We start from the raw sequence: 17,418 nt of genomic DNA on the forward strand, positions 1-17,418 counted from the left end.
TGTTCGGAGTTTTGAGAATAACAGCAAAAGCTAAACGTTTTCTATCCAGCGTAATTGCCAGCAGTCTGATGTTTGGAATCATGGTTCCAGCAGGATATGCCGAGGAGCAGCAGCTGGAGATGGAGCAGACATCTTCCGAATTAGAGGCGCATTTTGATGAACAGGTTGAGCTCGACACGCTTTTAAGTCAACCGACTGTAATGGCAGATGTGTACGCGGTACCTAACCATCCAGGAGCATTACTGATTACAGAAGTTGTTCCGGATACTAAAAATGTAAAAGGGACAGATGGAACCTCTGTAGATGGTTACGAGTTTGTTGAGATCTACAATAATACGGACAAGCCGGTTAATTTTAAGGATTATTATTTCTTTTATAATGACAAAGATACATGGGCACCTAATGGTGATGCTGTAATACCGGCGCATGGAAATATTGTTTTCTGGATTATGAACGGCAATAATCTGAATGTTCCTACGGAGGATTTCATCAAAAACTTTAGTCCTTCTGCAGCTTTGCAGGAAGGAGTGAATCTGTTCCGGATCAACGGTGGCGGGGGGATGGCTAATACTTCTGCGCGTAATTTACAAATTAAAAGCAATGCAGGAGATACGTTAATTGTTTCTGCTTCCTATGGAAAAGAACAGGTGAAGGAGAATAACGGGATCTTCTATCAATATTTGCAGGCAGATAGCTCTGTTATGAACCTCATGGCGAATTCGGGAACGGTTGTGGCTACGCCTGGAACCGTAGAGGCAGAACAAGTGCCTGAGCTAGTTCCTGGGGACAAGCAGCCAGTGATTGAACATATCGCACAGAGTAGTGTTGATCCAGCCGATCTTCCTATCAGTGCGAAGATTACTAATCTGGAAAGCGGGGCAGATGGATCACTACCCGTAGTGAAGCTACAGTATGGCTCTCCTTCTCAGGTGAAAGATACGGTAATCACCATGACCTCAAAAGGTGGGGACGATTATGCGGCAATGATTCCTGCAGCTGCGCTGGAAGAGCCGGAGCTGCATTACAGCATCCGCGTTAACAATGTGACAGAGAGTTATTCTGTTCATGTGAATCTGCCGGCGTTCGATCCGAACAATGTGCCACCGTTGTTAATCACAGAGCTACTGCCAAACTCGACGAATGTAAAAGGAACGAGCAGCGACGCTTTTGAATTCATTGAGGTCTATAACAATACCGATGCACCAGTTAATTTCAAGGACTACAAGGTCTATTATCGTTATCCTGATAAAGGTAACGCTTCTGATGTGAAGTGGCCTTCGACACCAGAGAACTTTCTGATTCCTGCACAGCAGTCCGTGGTGTTTTGGGTTATTAATAGTGCAAATAGCACTTACACTGCTAATGATTTCAATACAGAATTCAACACAAACTTAATTGAAGGCACCAATCTCTTTTTGATCAAAAGCGATGGTATGGCGAACTCAGGCCGCCGGGCAGTCGTAATCAAAAGTAACACGGAGAAAGAAATTTCCTCCGCGTATTATGATGCAGACCTCACCTACGATGGCGGAGCTAAAGGTGACGATACTAAAGAAAATAAAGCCCTTCTATACAAGTATCCTGTCAATGGACTAAGCAAAATGCTCAAGATCAGTACGGGCTCAGCCGTTCCGTCACCAGGCCATACGGATGTAACACAACTTCCAAACACGCCGATCCATGTGGAGCCGGATACAGAGAAACCATCAGTAGAAGATCTGACGGGCGTAACGGAGATTGACCAGTCGATGGGTCTCGATTTGAAGGCTTTTGCTGATGACAATAAAGCTGTTACTTCTGTGGAGGTTAGAGTATCTTCGGACAAGCAGCCGGAGGCTGTTAGCCACAATCTATCCCAAGACTTCAACGACAGCTTGTATCACTTTAAATTGACCTCTGCTGATTTGATTGGCAGAAATGAAATTCAATATTACTTTGTCGTTTCTGATGGAACGAATGAAACACAATCTCCAGTAATAAAAGTAAAAGTTACAGGAGGACAGGATCAATCCCCACTTCGTTTGAACGTGAAGGAGGGGCAATTGATCAATGGTTCTGTGACCGTAAAAGGAACCTCTGCCACCGCTAAGGCTGATGATTTAGGCTTGAGCATCGACAGTTTGCTACTGGGCAATAACGAGGCATATACTGCACTTGAGAATGATGCCTACTTTGTATTTGAAGCCAAAAATGTGGATTATTATTTTAAAAATGCCATCACGATGGGACCGGAAGAACTAGGAGATGCCAGTATTCTGTATACCTTTCTGGACCCGATTACTACGTATACTACATTGACTTTTCCTATTTCTTCTGCCGCTTTACAAGTGGGCGCGGATAATGTGATTTACATTCGGGCGGGCTCTAAATCTTCCCCCTTTGACCCTCGTCCTGAGGAGAATAAGGATGATTTTGAAGTGAAAAATGTTCGTCTCCTGCTGGCAGATGGTACCGAAATTTGGGATCCGGCTTATGCAGAACGTGATAAGGAAATCAAGATGGGGGACAGCGCAGGTAAGCACGAATCCCTCGGCTTCCAGTTTGATCTGAAAGCGGATTTGTTCCGCTCAAAGGCGTATAACTGGAATACTAAAGAAGTACCTGACGGAGAACATAAAGTAACGCTTACCGAAGGTGGAACGAAAGTATCATCAAACGTGATTGTCGATAACACGCCACCATCCATTAAAGCATCGATAGAAGAAGGACAAACTTACCGTGGCAATTTTGAAATTGCTGCTGAAGTTAAGGATACCTATGCGGGTGTAGATAAGGTCAGTGTAAAGCTGGACGGTAATGTCATTGAACTGCCCTATGCTACTTCATCCGGGAAGTTATCCGCTGGGGATCATACGCTTTCTATCACAGCCTTGGATAAGATCGGCAATCAGGCAGAAAAGGTAATTGCATTCCATGTGCCGAATGAGAATCCATTTGCACCACTGCTTATTTCTCCTACGAACTGGGAGACTGCTGTAGGTACTAATCCGACTTTAAAGGTTAAGGTTGAAGATCCTAATCAGGATAAGATAAACGTTACCTTCTTTAGAGGATTCAAGTACGATGCTAACCATCCAGAGCACGGCTTTGCTGGGTTTATAAACGCATCCGATACAGAGCCGCCGAAACAATCCGAACCTGCGGGCGAACAAGCGCTTAGCGGTGACGACTACAGTAAAATAAGTGCGGTGGACGGACAATATTTAATTAATGATGCTGTTGATCAATTCCCTTATCAGCGTTATGAAATTAAGCTGGATGAGTCGGTTAAGGCGTCAGATCGTGTAGATATTGAATGGAAAGGGAATTCGTTGCCGGGACGTAAAGTAAGTCTCTACGCTTGGAGCCCTGCTCAACAAAAATGGGTACAGCTGGATCATTTAATCGCTGGAACAGAGGATTTTGAGCTGAAATCCACGGTTACAGCTGGAGCATATGCTAATGGAAATAGCATTGCTGTAATGGTTCAGGACGAAATTGCTTCTGTAGCTAAGACAGCACCTACAGTAACACAAGATACGTATGACTTCTCTTTTGTATGGATGTCTGATACACAATATTATTCACAGAGCTACCCTTACATTTACCGTAAAAATGTAGAATGGATAGCTGACAACAAAGAGAGCTTGAACCTGAAATATGTAATCCATACAGGAGATGTCGTGGATAAATCCTATCAGGAGTATGAGTGGAAGGAAGCTGACCGGAACATGAAGGTTCTGGAGGAAGCTAACATTCCTTATGGTGTTCTTGCGGGTAATCATGACGTAGGCCATCAAACCGGGGATTACACGAAGTTCTGGGAGTATTTTGGGGAGTGGAGATTCAAGAATATGCCGACCTTCGGTGGCTCTTATGACAACAACAGGGGCCATTACGATTTAGTGTCTGCGAACGGAAATGATTTTGTTATTGTATACATGGGCTGGGGATTGGCTGAGGAAGAAATCGAATGGATGAATGAGATCGTTGCCCGTTATCCAGAGCGTAAAGCGATTCTTTGTCTCCATGAATATTTGCTGGTTTCTAATAACCGTGCACCTATTGCGGATAAGATTTTTGAGATGGTTGTGAAACCTAACAAAAACGTAATCGCAGCACTGTCCGGCCATTATCATGATGCTGAGCTTAAGGTAGACGAGCTGGATGATAACGGTGACGGTATTCCAGACCGCAGTGTCTATCAAATGCTGGCAGATTATCAAGGTGCTGAAGAAGGAGGCCTTGGCTATATCCGTCTGCTTCAGTTCGATGTTGCTAATAACAAACTTCGCGTGAAGACTTATTCGCCTTATTTGGATGATTATAACTACTATGATGAAGACGAATATCCAGGCAAAGATGAGTTCGTTCTGGATCTGGATCTACAGCCTGTGACTAAACGTGTGGCTACCGACTATATCGGAGTCAAGGTTTACAGCGATCAGGAAATTGCGGCCAATCAACAAGTAGAGAGTGGCGCGGAGACTCAGTTCATTTGGAGTAAGCTAAATCCGGATAGCTACTACCAATGGTACACAAAGGTCGAGGATGATCACTCCGGCAGTGTGCTTTCAGATATCTGGGGCTTTTACACTGGAAAAGAGGATGTGACGCCGACACCTGAGGTATCGCCATCGCCAGAAGTGACGCCGACACCAACACCAGAGGCGACAACGGCACCTCCAGTAGCTTCACCAGTGCCAATAGTGACTCCAACGCCTACCACCACACCGGTAGCGGAAAAAGGAAACATTGAACTGATATTAGGAAGTAATGGAACGTATACAGCTGATCCGTCAGCCTTGAAGAAGCGGATAGAAGAAGCTGCTACAGGGGGAAGCCTAAAGATTAGCGTAGGCGGAGCCGCCTCGGCTCAAGATCAGATTAGAATTGCTCTTGATGCAGCGAGTATACAACAGGCTATCGGTAAGAAGCTGAACCTGAATATTGTGTCTTCTAACGTTACATTGAGCGTACCGACAAGCTCCTTACCAGCCATCCCGGCAGGCAGTGATCTGCTGCTACTAAGCATTGATATGAGTATGATTTCTGTACAGGCCAATGTCGCTGGAATGGGTCCAGCTAGAGCTACCGTTACGATGAACCTCAGTACATCAGCAGGCGGCAAAGAAACAGCTATCCATCAGCTTAAAGGTACTGTTACGGTTACCTTGACGCTGACTAAGGAACAGCTTGCTAAGCTCGATACGGATTTTGCGGGTGTCTATTATGTAAATGGCAGCACGTTGGAATATTTGGGTGGAGTGTTTAAGGATAATACCGTTACCTTCACAACAAATCACTTTTCCTCCTTTGCGGTGCTGGAATACCATAAGCAATTTAGGGATACTGCTGGCCACTGGGCAGAGTTGTATATTTCCAAGCTGACGGCTAAGCATGTGATTAAAGGGATTGACGATACGCATTATGGACCACAGGCGAATGTAACCCGCGCAGACTTTGTTACACTGGCCATTCGTTCTCTCGGATTGGATGAGGCAAGTGGAGCTATCGCCCAGAGTGCTTTCGCAGATGTATCTAAAGATGCTTATTATGCACAGTCGATAGACAAAGCTGTCCAGCTTGGATTGATCCAAGGCAGTGATGGCAAGTTCCGCCCTAAAGATGCAATTACCCGTGAGGAAGCGGCAGTTGTCTTGCAGAAACTGATGCAGTATAAAGCTGGATCGCAAGCTTCCGTTGCTGCTACTGCAAGCTTCAAGGATATGAATAGCGTATCTGAGTGGGCGAAGCAAGCAGTCATTGATTTACAGGCTAAGGGAATCCTTGACGGCAAGGGCAACAATAACTTTGACCCTCGTGGTAAAGTAACCCGCGCTGAAATCGCAAAACTGTTATATGGAATAATTAATTTATAAGATTGGATGGCAAAGGCAGGCAGAGGTGACTCTGGTCTGCTTTTTGTCATTTTTGGCGTGTAGTCTTCATGTTCTTCTATGAAAAAAGGAAATTCTCACTACTCATATGATTTTTCATATATAATATTTTGGATTAATTTTTAAAATTAAATATCTCCAATCTGCCACTTCAGGAATCGGGTAAAATATATTTACCGGTTAGAGCGTTATTTACCGGCCGTATCATCTTTTATGCAGGTTTATGATGAAGACAGTCATGCGCTTGTACTGGAAAGTGGTCAATAAGCTTACAAGTTGGAGGGCACCTTTGTGAGTGCTCTTTTTTTGAATTCTTAAAAATACGCACTTGACAGGTAGGAATAAAGGGGTATATGATATCACCAATACTTAAACAGTAATTAAATGAACAGTGAAATAATTCAACCGAGCTGATTGGACCACCAAAGGCTCCCGTACTTTTCCCTTGTCAGGGGTAGGTGCTGGGAGTCTTTTTTTATGGGCTGATTGGGAGAAAGCAGAGGTAAGCATGAGCGAACAGTATTGGAGACAGCTGGAGGAGACAGATTGGGCATTTCGCAAGGCGGTTCGCAGATTCGTGAAAGAGCGGGATAAGGTCGCCGTAGCAGGCATCTCCTTACCAGGCATGCTGATTCTGCACAAAATCATTCGCGATGGTGAGCAAAGGCTAGGAGACTTAGCGGATGAACTAGACTTCACCTCAGGTGCGATTACCGCATTGAGCGATAAGCTTGAGGCGGGTGGATATACCGTACGCAGACGTAAAGAAGGTGACCGTAGAACGGTAATGCTGGATATTACGGATAAAGGCCGCAAGCTGGCGGAGCAGAACAGCAACATCGGAGAACGATGTATTTCGCTTTTGTTTGAGGGGTTTACGGAGGAGGAATTGGCGCAGCAAAATGACTTTTATCAGCGGATCATTAGCAATTTAGAAGGATTCTCGGATATCCTGCTGAAGCTCGCCAAGGAGAATGCAGAGACCTCTCCAACCCTTGAACAGAAGCCACGAACAACCACCAAAAAAAATAATTATCTTAGCTACTAAAAAAATTGAACATAGGAGAGATAAACGATGGGACATTCAACCATTTATCCAACTGGAGCAACCGTATATAACCCTGACAAAGCCTGGAGTGGCTATACTGTATTTCAAGCTGGTGAAGAAGGTGTTGCACTGATAGATATGAACGGTAAAGAGGTGCATTTGTGGAAGGGGCTGCTTGGATTTCCGGCTAAAATCTTCCCGGGTGGTTATGTGCTGGGCAGCACAGGAAGAAGAGATCCCAAATTCGGCATACAGGATAATGTAGATCTGGTACAGGTGGACTGGGATGGGAACATCGTGTGGAAATATAACAGCTATGAACATATAGAAGATCCGGGTTATGAACCCCTCTGGTATGCCCGCCAGCATCATGACTATCAGCGCGAAGGCAATCCGGTCGGATATTTTGCACCAGGGCTTGAACCCAAGGTAGACAGTGGCAAAACGCTAATTCTTGCTCACAAAAATATCTACAATCCTCAGATCTCCGACAAACAATTGCTTGATGACACGATCCTTGAGGTGGACTGGGAGGGGAATATCGTCTGGGAGTGGGCTCCAAATGAACATTTTGATGAGCTAGGCTTTGATGAAGCTGCCAAAAATGTACTATTCCGTGATCCTAACTCACGCTCTTTCGGAAATCTAGGTGGCGGTGTTGGGGACTGGCTGCATATCAATTCGGCTTCTTATGTAGGACCCAATAAGTTTTACGATGCAGGTGACGAGCGTTTCCATCCGGATAACGTGATCTGGGATGCGCGGGAAGCAAATATTATTGCGATAACGGATAAGCGTACCGGAGCCATCGTTTGGAGAATCGGTCCGGATTACTCGCTGCCAGAAGTGAAGCATATCGACTGGATCATTGGCCAGCATCATGCGCACATCATTCCGAAAGGTTTGCCGGGAGAAGGTAACTTACTTGTATTCGATAACGGGGGCTGGGGCGGTTATGGTCTTCCAAATCCATCTTCTCCCTTTGGGCAAAAAAATGCACTCCGCGACCACTCGCGAATTCTGGAGATTAATCCCGTGACCCTTGAGATTGAGTGGCAATATACAGCGGCAGAAGCTGGTTTCTCTGTCCCAACCGATTCTTATAAATTCTACAGTCCATATATCAGCTCAGCTCAACGGCTTCCGAATGGCAATACCTTAATTACAGAAGGTTCTAACGGCAGACTCTTTGAGGTTACGCCAGAACATGAACTGGTATGGGAATATATCTCGCCATTTACGGACTCCAGAAATACCAACATGGTCTATCGTTCCTACCGTGTGCCTTATGCCTGGGTACCACAGTTGGAAGCGCCAGTTGAACAAGCGATTGAGCCAATAGACGTAACACAGTTCAGAGTCCCGGGGGCTGCACCTAAAGGATCGGATTCTGTGGTAAGTGTGGCGACAACCCTGCCCTTTGTTGAAGGAGCTGCTTGTGTGGCGACGACGGATGAAGGCAGCAGCCGCAAGGTGAATTAACAAATTTGAGGAGATGTGTCGGTTGAAAAAATCATGGATCAGCTCAAGCTTTCTGCTCTTATCTTTATCAGTGGTTATCCTTTTATCGGGCTGCAGCTCCAAGGGCGATGCGGCTGCCTCTAATGCCTCTAAAGAGGGAGCGGCGAACAGCAAAGATGAGATATTAAAGATAAAAATTGCTGACATCAATACGAATCCCACTTTTCGGGTGGCATTAGATAAAGGCATCTTTGCCAAACACGGGATTGACGCTGAACTAGTCAACTTTGGTTCCCCTGCGGAAGGTGTAAATGCCCTTTTTATTAAACAGGTGGATGTGGCTTTCGGGGCAGACTTCCCATTGCTGAACGCAGTGGCGAAGGGCGATTATGCTATTATCGCCTCGGCGGGATTAGCGACTGATGAAGCGTCCACTGAATGGAAATTGTTCGTACAGGACGATATTCAGAAGGCTGAAGACTTGAAGGGAAAGAAGCTGAGTTTCATACGCGGCACCTTCATTCCGTACCTTTGGGATGAATATTTGAAAGAGCATAATGCCGCTCTCAGTGATGTGGAGTTAATAGGACAGGGTGCCTTTGATGAAGCTTATATCGCTTTGAAGCAAGGTGCTGTGGATGGAGCATGGTTTTATGGTTCGGTTCTGAATGATAAGCTCTATGCGCTTAAAGGTGTTCATGAACTGACGGATATGTCTAAAACCACGGTTCGATTGGGGATGGGGATTGTAACGGGAAATGATTTTGCGGCTAAGAATCCGCAAGGTATAGCGAATTTCCTAGCAGCGGTGGATGAAGCTGGAGCCTATGCTCAGGCTCACCCAGATGAGGTTGCTGATCTGATGTATAAGGAAGTGAAGCAGCCTAAGGAATCTACGATAAAAGACCTGCCGAATAATCCGTGGGCACTAGGATTTACTCAAGCAGCGTATGACAGTTTGACCAAGCAGAAGAAATATATGGTCGACAACGGAATCATCGAGAAGGATTTCGATCTGGATAGCAAGCTGAATCTTGAGCCGCTGGCGAAGGCATTGCCAGAAGAGGTTACGTACAAGAAATAGGGGGAGTTCAGAATGTCATTACCTGCTAAGCAGCATACCATTCATATTGAGCAGCTCCGTAAAAGCTACAGCGAACCAACTGCTGGGGACATTCACTACATTATAAAAGATGTAGATCTCGTAATTAAAGGTGGGGAATTCTTCGTTCTGCTTGGGCCGAGTGGTTGCGGGAAATCAACACTGCTGAATATGATCGCCGGGTTTGTCTCCAAATCCGGTGGGCATCTACGGGTGGATAATGTAGAGGTGAATAAGCCCGGCAGAGATCGGGCGGTTGTGTTCCAGCAGGCGGATTCCTCCTTATTCCCTTGGTTAACCGTCCGGCAGAATGTGGAGTTCGGATTGCGGATGAAGAAAATCGCAAAGGCGGAACGGCACACAATATCGGATAGGTTCATCGGGCTTGTTGGGCTGAACGGGCATGAGGAGAAGTTCCCGAAGGAGCTGTCTGGGGGTATGAAGCAGCGTGTTCAGCTGGCTCGGGTGCTGGCGAATGATCCAGCGATTCTGCTAATGGATGAGCCATTTGGTGCGCTGGATGCGATGACGCGCCGAACGATGCAGAAGGAATTGGTCAACATTTGGCGCCAGACACATAAGACGGTGATTTTTGTAACTCATGATATTCAGGAGGCGTTATTGCTGGGAGAACGAATTGGCATTATGTCAGTAGGACCGTCCTCTAATATTACAGATATTTATGACAATACACTGCCGTATCCGCGGGACGTAACCTCACCGGAATTCTACTCGTTATACAATCAAATTCAAGGTCATTTCGAAGAATAGGATAGGGTGAGACAGATGAGGAAATGGGTGGAGAAGAAGTGGGTTTCCGTAACCCTTCTATGGATTACCGCGCTCTGCGTCTGGCAGCTTGGAGCTGTAATCTATGGCCCCGATGTGATCCCCGGACCATGGAGTACACTTAAGGGCGGACGGGAGCTGCTGGAAGACGGAACCTTGCTGCAATATATAGGGATTAGCTTTTATCGGGTGCTCATTGGTTGGGTACTCGGCAGTTTACTGGCGATTCCAGTAGGACTAATCATTGGGAAGGTGAACTTGATCCGTATTTTTGCGGAGCCTTTCCTGAACTTTATCCGTTTTATCCCGCCGATTGCATTCATTACTTTGTTCCTAGTATGGTTTGGTATTGGGGAGCAGTCGAAGATTGCGTTAATTATGTACGCTACCTTTTTTATCGTGGTGCTGAATACTTTAACCGGTGTGATGTCCGTGGAAGAGGACAAAATCCGCTCAGCCCGCAGTATGGGCGCCAGTGAGTGGCAAATTCTGATTCATGTGGTCGTTCCGGCGACGATTCCTTATATTTTTACGGGTATCCGCTTAGCGATGGGCACCTCATATATGGCGATTATCGGCGCGGAAATGATTGCTTCGAACGAAGGCGTAGGTTATCTGATCTGGAATTCCCGGTTGTTTTTCCGTACGGATTGGATCTTTGTCGGGTTGTTCTGCCTTGGCTTTATGGGCTTCTTTACGGATCGGATTTTTGGCTGGTTCGGTAAGAAGGTGCTTTACAGATACGGTGTTGTCAGTGTGGCAGCGCGTAGACGGTAGTTATATTCATACATGTAAAACTGCCTGGAAATGTCGGGCAGTTTTTTACTTGGACTGAAGTTTATACGAATATTTCTTGTCATTGTAAGTAAATTGGATGGAATCCAGTGATGAGGGATTAAGAGAATAATCATTTATTTTTTCTTTGTTGCCAGTCAGAAGATTATAAATATAAACTTCGTAACTATAGCTACCATCTGCGTTTCCAGGAAGTATGGAAACCGATAGATAAAGTTTTTCTTTTTCATCAACTGCATAACTATAAAATTTACCTCCAGATGAATGGAATTGAGCAATTTCTTTATTAGATGTTGGATCGTCTACTTTCATCACCCAAGCTTGTTCTCGTATCGGCTGAGCTCCATCAGTGAAAATGGAAAAGGTATGATAGAGGATATAATCATCTAATCCAAAAACGCCGCTAACCACCAGAACAGCATCGCCATCATTTAAAGGTAACGTCAATAGCTTCTTGGACTTTTCTACAGCTAGTGATTTTTCATTAGGAGAACTTAAATAGAAAGTGAATGGCTCTGTTGGAAAATAAAATGGATTTGCTTCTGTTCCAGGGGCAATGCTCATTTTTGGAGCTGGCAACCATGCGATACCGGCAGAGGTTTTGACAGCGTAGTTGTATTGTTCTGTATTCTGATCACGTAATGGGAGGGTGTAAAGATCACTGTTTATTTGAATGATTTTATTACTTGTATCTGGCGTGTTATTTTTAGGAGGAGTAGCTGCATTGTTGCAAGCTGAGATAAGCAAAGTACATAGAAATAAACCTGTTACCATCTGAATTTTTGTAAACGGCATTTTTCAAGCTCCTCTGAGGGTCATTTCTTATTATGAATAAATACTACTATACATCAGTAAAGTTCTATTTTAGTGTAATTAATGTAATTATTTTCATAAAAATATTTCTAAGGGAAACGGCGGTCATCTAAAAAAGACGACAGGTCGTTTCTTTTTATTTACAAATATTCCTATTCTCCTTAATGCCGCGAAAATAGTACACGCCTATACTGCAATTGGGTGCCTAACAGTTGGAGCATAAAGAAGCCCGCAAATAAGAAATAGGAGTGAAGGGGAAATCATGAAAAAAGGGATCAAAAATCAATTATCAATGGGTCTAATGTTATCCTTGCTCGTCCTGTTGCTTGCTGCTTGTGGAAATTCAGCCAAGGCTGAAGAAACAACGAATGGAAAGGCTGGCACCAAAGAATTAAGTCTGACTGAGATCGAGAGTAAAGCTAAAGAAGAGGGCAGTATCGTCAGTGTAGGAATGCCGGATTCTTGGGCGAACTGGAAAGATACATGGAGTGATATGGACAGTAAGTATGGTCTTACACATTCGGATACCGATATGTCGAGCGCGGAGGAAATTGCCAAGTTTGATGCGGAAAAAGACAAACCAACGGCCGACATCGGAGATGTGGGGATTGCGTTTGGATCGGTTGCCGTGGAGAAAGGGGTAACACAGCCTTATAAAACATCCTACTGGGATGAAATCCCTGATTGGGCTAAGGACAAGGACGGAAATTGGATCGTAGGCTATCAAGGCACCATCTCTTTTCTGACTAACACTAAGCTCGTGGCGAATCCGCCGAAGAGCTGGGAAGATCTGAAGAACGGCAATTACAAAATCATCGTTGGTGATGTAACCAAAGCTGCTCAAGCACAGATGGCTGTATTGGCCGCAGCGATTGCCTTTGGTGGCGACGAGTCGAACATTGAACCAGGGATTGCTTTTTTCGAGGATTTAGCTAAAAAAGGACGTCTCTCCAATGCAGAGGCTTCCCTTGCCAACATTGAAAAAGGTGAAGTGGAAGTTACCCTGCTGTGGGATTTCAACGCTTTGAATTATAGAGACCAGATCAACAAAGATGGCTTCGCTGTAGCCATTCCACAAGAAGGCAGTGTCGTGAGCGGGTATGCCACGATCATCAACAAATATGCGCCGCATCCTAACGCGGCGAAGCTTACACGCCAATACATCCTTAGTGATGAAGGACAGATTAATCTTGCCAAAGGTTACGCTCGTCCGATCCGTGACAGTGTAACGTTGCCGGATGATGTTGCAGCTAAGCTGCTACCAAAAGACGAATATGTCAACGCTAAGCCTGTTGGTGATTACAAGGTATGGGAAGAGACGGCAAAAACCATTCCTCAATTGTGGCAGGAACGTGTGCTTGTGCATTTGAACTAGTATGCATTTCTCCCCAAAAAAGAAGCAGGGCGCCTTCGTCATGATGCCGTAAGGCGCCTTTGTTCTATTCCCGCGACAAGGAGCGAGTAAGATGAAACAAAGAAGCCGCGGTGTGATCCTGGCACTTATTCCATTTGCACTAATGGTGTTAGCCTTTCAACTGGTACCTATAATATCCATGCTGACGGGAAGCTTACGCACAGCGGACGGAACGGGATTTACGTTAGGCAATTATCTGCATGCGTTGCAAAGTGCCTATTACATGCAGGCGATTAAGAACAGTCTGCTAATCTCCATAACCTCAAGTCTGATAGGGATCATTGTCGGACTTTTTTGTGCTTATTGCATTACCCGGTTTACCCCGAGAGTACGCGATAGACTTCTAATGCTGTCGAATATGACCTCTAATTTCGCAGGTGTTCCGCTGGCGTTTGCTTATATCATTTTGCTCGGAAATAATGGGGTGTTTACACTCTTATTTAAACAGTGGGGCTGGAGTGTTTTTGCCGATTTTGATCTATATAGCTGGTCAGGTCTAATACTGGTGTATGTATACTTTCAGGTTCCGTTAGCCTTATTGCTTTTGTACCCGTCCTTTTACGGAATCCGTGAGCAGTGGAGAGAGGCAGCGTCTTTACTGGGGGCTGGGCCTTGGCAGTTCTGGAAGACGATTGGCCTGCCTATTCTAACTCCAGCGATCTTTGGCACACTTGGAATTCTTTTTGCTAATGCAATGGGTGCTTATGCCACGGCTTACGCATTGGTTGGCGGAAATTACAATCTGTTGGCGGTACGTATCGGTTCACTGGTTGCCGGAGATGTGGTTACACAGCCACAAATGGGGAGTACGCTTGCTGTTCTTCTTGGTCTGACTACGATTTTGGCGGTTTATCTGAACCATTTAATGGTGCGGCGCGCGGAGAGGTTCGGAACGAAAGCGCTCAGTAAACCGGATGTGAAAACCACAGCTCCCCGGCGTTTATGGACAGCTCGTGAGGAGGTAGGGCAATGAATATACGCAAAGCAGGCTTCGCTCCACGCACCTTCATGCTGCTGCTCATGGTGTATTTGCTGCTTCCTCTTTTGGCGACGGGTATTTATGCTTTTGCACAAGACTGGCAGAATACCCTGCTGCCCCGAGCTTGGACCTTGAATTGGTTTGGGGAAATGTTTGAGGATATTCGCTTTCTGGAGGCGCTTTGGACCTCGCTTTATTTATGCCTGATCAGCGTGGTGCTGAGTCTGGCCGTGATGCTGCCAGCTGTTTTTGTCATCACCCTCTATTTTCCGCGCTGGGAGAGCTTTATGAAAGGTATTGTTGTTTTGCCTTATGCGGTGCCTGGTGTTGTGGCTGCGGTAGGTCTTATTCGTACCTATTCCTCTGGTCCTTTTGATATCGCTGGAACAGCGTATTTATTGGTGGGCGCATATTTTGTGGTCATCCTTCCCTATATGTATCAGGGCATTCGCAATAGTCTGTTAACGGTTAATGCCGTAGAACTGCTGCATGCTGCGGAGCTGCTTGGTGCCCGCCGAAGAACGGCCTTCTTGAATGTGATTTTGCCTAATATATGGCCTGGGGTTATCGTCTCTACACTGTTATCATTTTCAGTTCTATTCGGCGAATTTGTTCTTACGAACATGTTAGTTGGCGGACATATTCAGACGATTCAGGTATATCTATATCAAAGGGTTGGTGAAAGTGGACATTTGGCCAGTGCGATTGCGATCTCTTATTTTCTGTTTATTCTAATTCTTTCGATGGTACTAATGAAGCTCGGTAAAAAGATGGGGGGAGGTATTAAGGGATGAATGATTATCTAAAGCTGCAGGGTGTACGCAAAATGTTTGGGAATACCTGTGTGTTAGACAATGTTGATTTGGAGATCCGTGAAGGTGAGCTTGTGACACTGCTAGGCCCCTCCGGTTGTGGAAAAAGCACATTGCTACGCTGCATAGCCGGTCTTTCAGAGCTGGATGGCGGCAGAATTCTTTTGGAAAATAAAGATCTGGGAAGTTTGCCGCCCCGTAAGCGCGAGGTAGGAATGGTGTTTCAGTCTTATGCCTTGTTCCCCAATCTGACGGTGAGCCAAAATATCGAGTATGGAATGAAAATGCGGGGACTATCGAAATCAGCCCGCCATCATCGCTGCGCGGAATTGCTGGCATTGGTCGATCTGGAGGATAAACGGGATGTATATCCGCAGTCCCTCTCTGGTGGACAGCAGCAGCGGGTAGCGCTGGCTCGTTCTCTAGCGGTGCAGCCCAAAGTATTGCTGCTGGATGAACCCTTAAGCGCACTAGATGCTAAGATACGCAAGAATTTACGTGCTGAAATCCGTGATATTCAAAAAAGGTTTAACATGACGACACTATTCGTGACGCATGATCAGGAGGAAGCACTGATTCTTTCTGACCGCATCTGTATTATGAATGGTGGCCGGATTGTGCAGGATGGCACACCTGAGGGGTTGTACTCCGCACCACGAACAGAGTTCGTTGCCCGGTTTATGGGCAGTTACAATGTATTGACCCGATCAGAAGTGATGACGTTGTTCCGGGGGATAGATAGCACGAAGGACCGATTTGCTATTCGGCCTGAGGCGGTTACGCTGCTGCATGAGGGCGCGGGACTTCACGAGGTTGCTGCCGGACTGCAACTGGTGGATGGCATCATTAAATCTGTCTCCGTATTGGGCAATATTGTTAGGTGTACGGTAGAGGTGGAAGACATTTCTTTAACGGTTGATCTTTTAAATGACGGACGCTGGCTGAGGCTGGTGGAAGGGGCTAACGTCACCTTGGCTCTGAACCCTTCTGAGCTGCTGCATCTGGAACGAGAGGGAGCGTAATAAGATGACTGAAATGAACAATAAACTTATTGTGGTAGTGTTGGACGGACTTAGATATGAGGCCGCACGTGAATATATGGGGTATATGGAGCATCTGGTGGAGCAGGGGAAAATATCATGTCACCGAGTGAAATCGGAATTACCCAGTCTGTCACGCCCGCTTTATGAAGTGCTCTTGACGGGTACACCCGTGTCCAAAAATGGAATTACGGCTAACCATATTGTGAGACCAAGCCATGAAGAGAGCGTATTCCATCTGGCAGTGGGCGCTAATTTGCGCACAGCTGCTGTCGCCTATCATTGGGTCAGTGAGCTTTATAATTCGGCCCCTTTTGATCCGCTTGCTGATCGCCATCAGCACAATGTGATGAAGCCCATTCAGCATGGCAGTTTTTATTTCGAGGATCACTATCCCGACAGTCATGTGTTTGCCGACGCTGTGTATTTACGGAGTGCCTATGATCCGCATTTCCTATACATTCACTCCATGAATATAGATGACGCCGGGCATCGTTATGGCGGAGAGAGCAAGGAATATGAGTTTTCAGTGCGTAATGCTGACGGTCTGTTGGCCACTGTTTTGCCCATTTGGATGGAACAGGGCTATAAGATTATGATTACGGCAGATCATGGAATGAACGCAAATGGGTACCACGGCGGGATAACCCCTTCCGAGCGAGATGTGCCATTATATACGTTTGGGGTAGATGTATTATCTTCGGAAAAAGAGGAAGAAGTACTGCCACAGCTGCGACTGGCTCCTTTAATGTGCCACTGTTTGGGGCTGGCCCCTTCGGCAGCAATGAGTAAGGAGGGCTTGCCTCCACTTGTGCAGAAGCAATCCCATGACAAAGTGGAAGAACCTTTGCCGTTGGTATGAAATAAAATAATTAGCACGAGAAAAATCATATATTTCAACCAATTAGGAGGTTGTCTATTGAGCGCTTCTAAAGCTATGAAATGGATTACGGGTTCCTGTGAAATTATTTTGGCAATTCCAATCCTGGGTGCTGCTATTGTTATTGGCACGGGGTATTCCGTTCTGGGGTTGATGTTTATTCTACATGTGATTACATTGATTTTATCTTCAAGAGACCGTGAGTCTATCTACGGTTCAGTGCTAGGAATTATAACTTCTTTATTGGCATGGATTCCTTTTGTGGGCTGGTTCTTGCACTTAATTACTGGGATTCTGTTGATGGTGAGTGGAGGACAGAAGTCCCGTTATCCTTCGAACCATATCTATCCACAGTGATGTAAAATGACTTCAATACAGCCCAATTCGGACGTTTGTCCGGTTGGGC

13 protein-coding genes are annotated in these 17,418 nt (G+C 45.7%); 12 read left to right on the forward strand and 1 reads right to left on the reverse strand.

Annotated elements, in window-relative coordinates:
* Positions 1 to 11 precede the first annotated feature (11 nt).
* The 6 genes from NSQ66_RS01470 (at position 12) to NSQ66_RS01495 (ending at position 11,056) form a co-directional block, all read left to right on the forward strand.
* Positions 12 to 5,861 (forward strand): S-layer homology domain-containing protein, encoded by a 5,850-nt coding sequence (locus NSQ66_RS01470; protein ID WP_076141413.1) that lies wholly within the window; start codon positions 12 to 14, stop codon positions 5,859 to 5,861.
* A 526-nt stretch (positions 5,862 to 6,387) separates the two neighbouring features.
* Positions 6,388 to 6,927 (forward strand): MarR family transcriptional regulator, encoded by a 540-nt coding sequence (locus tag NSQ66_RS01475; protein ID WP_076141412.1) that lies wholly within the window; start codon positions 6,388 to 6,390, stop codon positions 6,925 to 6,927.
* A gap of 27 nt (positions 6,928 to 6,954) precedes the next feature.
* Positions 6,955 to 8,409: an aryl-sulfate sulfotransferase gene (locus tag NSQ66_RS01480; protein ID WP_076141411.1), complete on the forward strand. Its 1,455-nt coding sequence runs from the start codon at positions 6,955 to 6,957 to the stop codon at positions 8,407 to 8,409.
* Between the two features lie 22 nt (positions 8,410 to 8,431).
* Complete coding sequence (locus NSQ66_RS01485; RefSeq protein WP_036687322.1) at positions 8,432 to 9,472, forward strand: ABC transporter substrate-binding protein; 1,041 nt, start codon at positions 8,432 to 8,434, stop codon at positions 9,470 to 9,472.
* A gap of 12 nt (positions 9,473 to 9,484) precedes the next feature.
* The gene (locus NSQ66_RS01490) at positions 9,485 to 10,261 is read left to right on the forward strand and encodes an ABC transporter ATP-binding protein (protein ID WP_038568268.1); all 777 of its coding nucleotides are present in this window, start codon (positions 9,485 to 9,487) and stop codon (positions 10,259 to 10,261) included.
* Between the two features lie 15 nt (positions 10,262 to 10,276).
* Positions 10,277 to 11,056: an ABC transporter permease gene (locus NSQ66_RS01495; protein WP_076141410.1), complete on the forward strand. Its 780-nt coding sequence runs from the start codon at positions 10,277 to 10,279 to the stop codon at positions 11,054 to 11,056.
* A 45-nt stretch (positions 11,057 to 11,101) separates the two neighbouring features.
* On the opposite strand, the gene NSQ66_RS01500 is transcribed toward NSQ66_RS01495, so the two are convergent.
* Positions 11,102 to 11,869, reverse strand: coding sequence for a hypothetical protein (locus NSQ66_RS01500; protein WP_038568271.1), 768 nt, complete (start codon positions 11,867 to 11,869; stop codon positions 11,102 to 11,104).
* A 280-nt stretch (positions 11,870 to 12,149) separates the two neighbouring features.
* Here NSQ66_RS01500 and NSQ66_RS01505 point away from each other — a divergent pair, with 280 nt between their 5' ends.
* From NSQ66_RS01505 to NSQ66_RS01530, 6 genes are all read left to right on the forward strand, one after another.
* Positions 12,150 to 13,262: an extracellular solute-binding protein gene (locus NSQ66_RS01505; protein WP_076141409.1), complete on the forward strand. Its 1,113-nt coding sequence runs from the start codon at positions 12,150 to 12,152 to the stop codon at positions 13,260 to 13,262.
* Positions 13,263 to 13,353: 91 nt separating this feature from the next.
* The gene (locus tag NSQ66_RS01510; RefSeq protein WP_076101167.1) at positions 13,354 to 14,274 is read left to right on the forward strand and encodes an ABC transporter permease subunit; all 921 of its coding nucleotides are present in this window, start codon (positions 13,354 to 13,356) and stop codon (positions 14,272 to 14,274) included.
* Complete coding sequence (locus tag NSQ66_RS01515; RefSeq protein WP_051491499.1) at positions 14,271 to 15,074, forward strand: ABC transporter permease subunit; 804 nt, start codon at positions 14,271 to 14,273, stop codon at positions 15,072 to 15,074. The genes NSQ66_RS01510 and NSQ66_RS01515 overlap by 4 nt, the downstream gene beginning before the upstream one ends.
* Positions 15,071 to 16,114, forward strand: a complete 1,044-nt coding sequence (locus NSQ66_RS01520) for an ABC transporter ATP-binding protein (RefSeq protein WP_038568274.1) — start codon at positions 15,071 to 15,073, stop codon at positions 16,112 to 16,114. The genes NSQ66_RS01515 and NSQ66_RS01520 overlap by 4 nt, the downstream gene beginning before the upstream one ends.
* A 4-nt stretch (positions 16,115 to 16,118) precedes the next feature.
* Positions 16,119 to 16,994 carry an alkaline phosphatase family protein gene (locus NSQ66_RS01525; RefSeq protein ID WP_052096718.1) on the forward strand — a complete coding sequence of 292 codons (876 nt, stop codon included), beginning with the start codon at positions 16,119 to 16,121 and terminating at the stop codon, positions 16,992 to 16,994.
* A 57-nt stretch (positions 16,995 to 17,051) separates the two neighbouring features.
* Complete coding sequence (locus tag NSQ66_RS01530) at positions 17,052 to 17,369, forward strand: hypothetical protein (protein ID WP_036687337.1); 318 nt, start codon at positions 17,052 to 17,054, stop codon at positions 17,367 to 17,369.
* Positions 17,370 to 17,418: the final 49 nt, after the last annotated feature.

Origin of the sequence: Paenibacillus sp. FSL H3-0329 (assembly GCF_037963285.1) — a bacterium.
Classification (GTDB): Bacteria; Bacillota; Bacilli; order Paenibacillales; family Paenibacillaceae; genus Paenibacillus_AQ; species Paenibacillus_AQ odorifer.

Bases quoted from the DNA above. Each gene is read 5' to 3' on its own strand.
- NSQ66_RS01475 (WP_076141412.1), top strand. From the start codon at position 6,388: ATGAGCGAACAGTATTGGAGACAGCTGGAGGAGACAGATTGGGCATTT.
- NSQ66_RS01480 (WP_076141411.1), top strand. From the start codon at position 6,955: ATGGGACATTCAACCATTTATCCAACTGGAGCAACCGTATATAACCCT.
- NSQ66_RS01490 (WP_038568268.1), top strand. From the start codon at position 9,485: ATGTCATTACCTGCTAAGCAGCATACCATTCATATTGAGCAGCTCCGT.
- NSQ66_RS01495 (WP_076141410.1), top strand. From the start codon at position 10,277: ATGAGGAAATGGGTGGAGAAGAAGTGGGTTTCCGTAACCCTTCTATGG.
- NSQ66_RS01500 (WP_038568271.1), bottom strand. From the start codon at position 11,869: ATGCCGTTTACAAAAATTCAGATGGTAACAGGTTTATTTCTATGTACT.
- NSQ66_RS01505 (WP_076141409.1), top strand. From the start codon at position 12,150: ATGAAAAAAGGGATCAAAAATCAATTATCAATGGGTCTAATGTTATCC.
- NSQ66_RS01510 (WP_076101167.1), top strand. From the start codon at position 13,354: ATGAAACAAAGAAGCCGCGGTGTGATCCTGGCACTTATTCCATTTGCA.
- NSQ66_RS01515 (WP_051491499.1), top strand. From the start codon at position 14,271: ATGAATATACGCAAAGCAGGCTTCGCTCCACGCACCTTCATGCTGCTG.
- NSQ66_RS01520 (WP_038568274.1), top strand. From the start codon at position 15,071: ATGAATGATTATCTAAAGCTGCAGGGTGTACGCAAAATGTTTGGGAAT.
- NSQ66_RS01525 (WP_052096718.1), top strand. From the start codon at position 16,119: ATGACTGAAATGAACAATAAACTTATTGTGGTAGTGTTGGACGGACTT.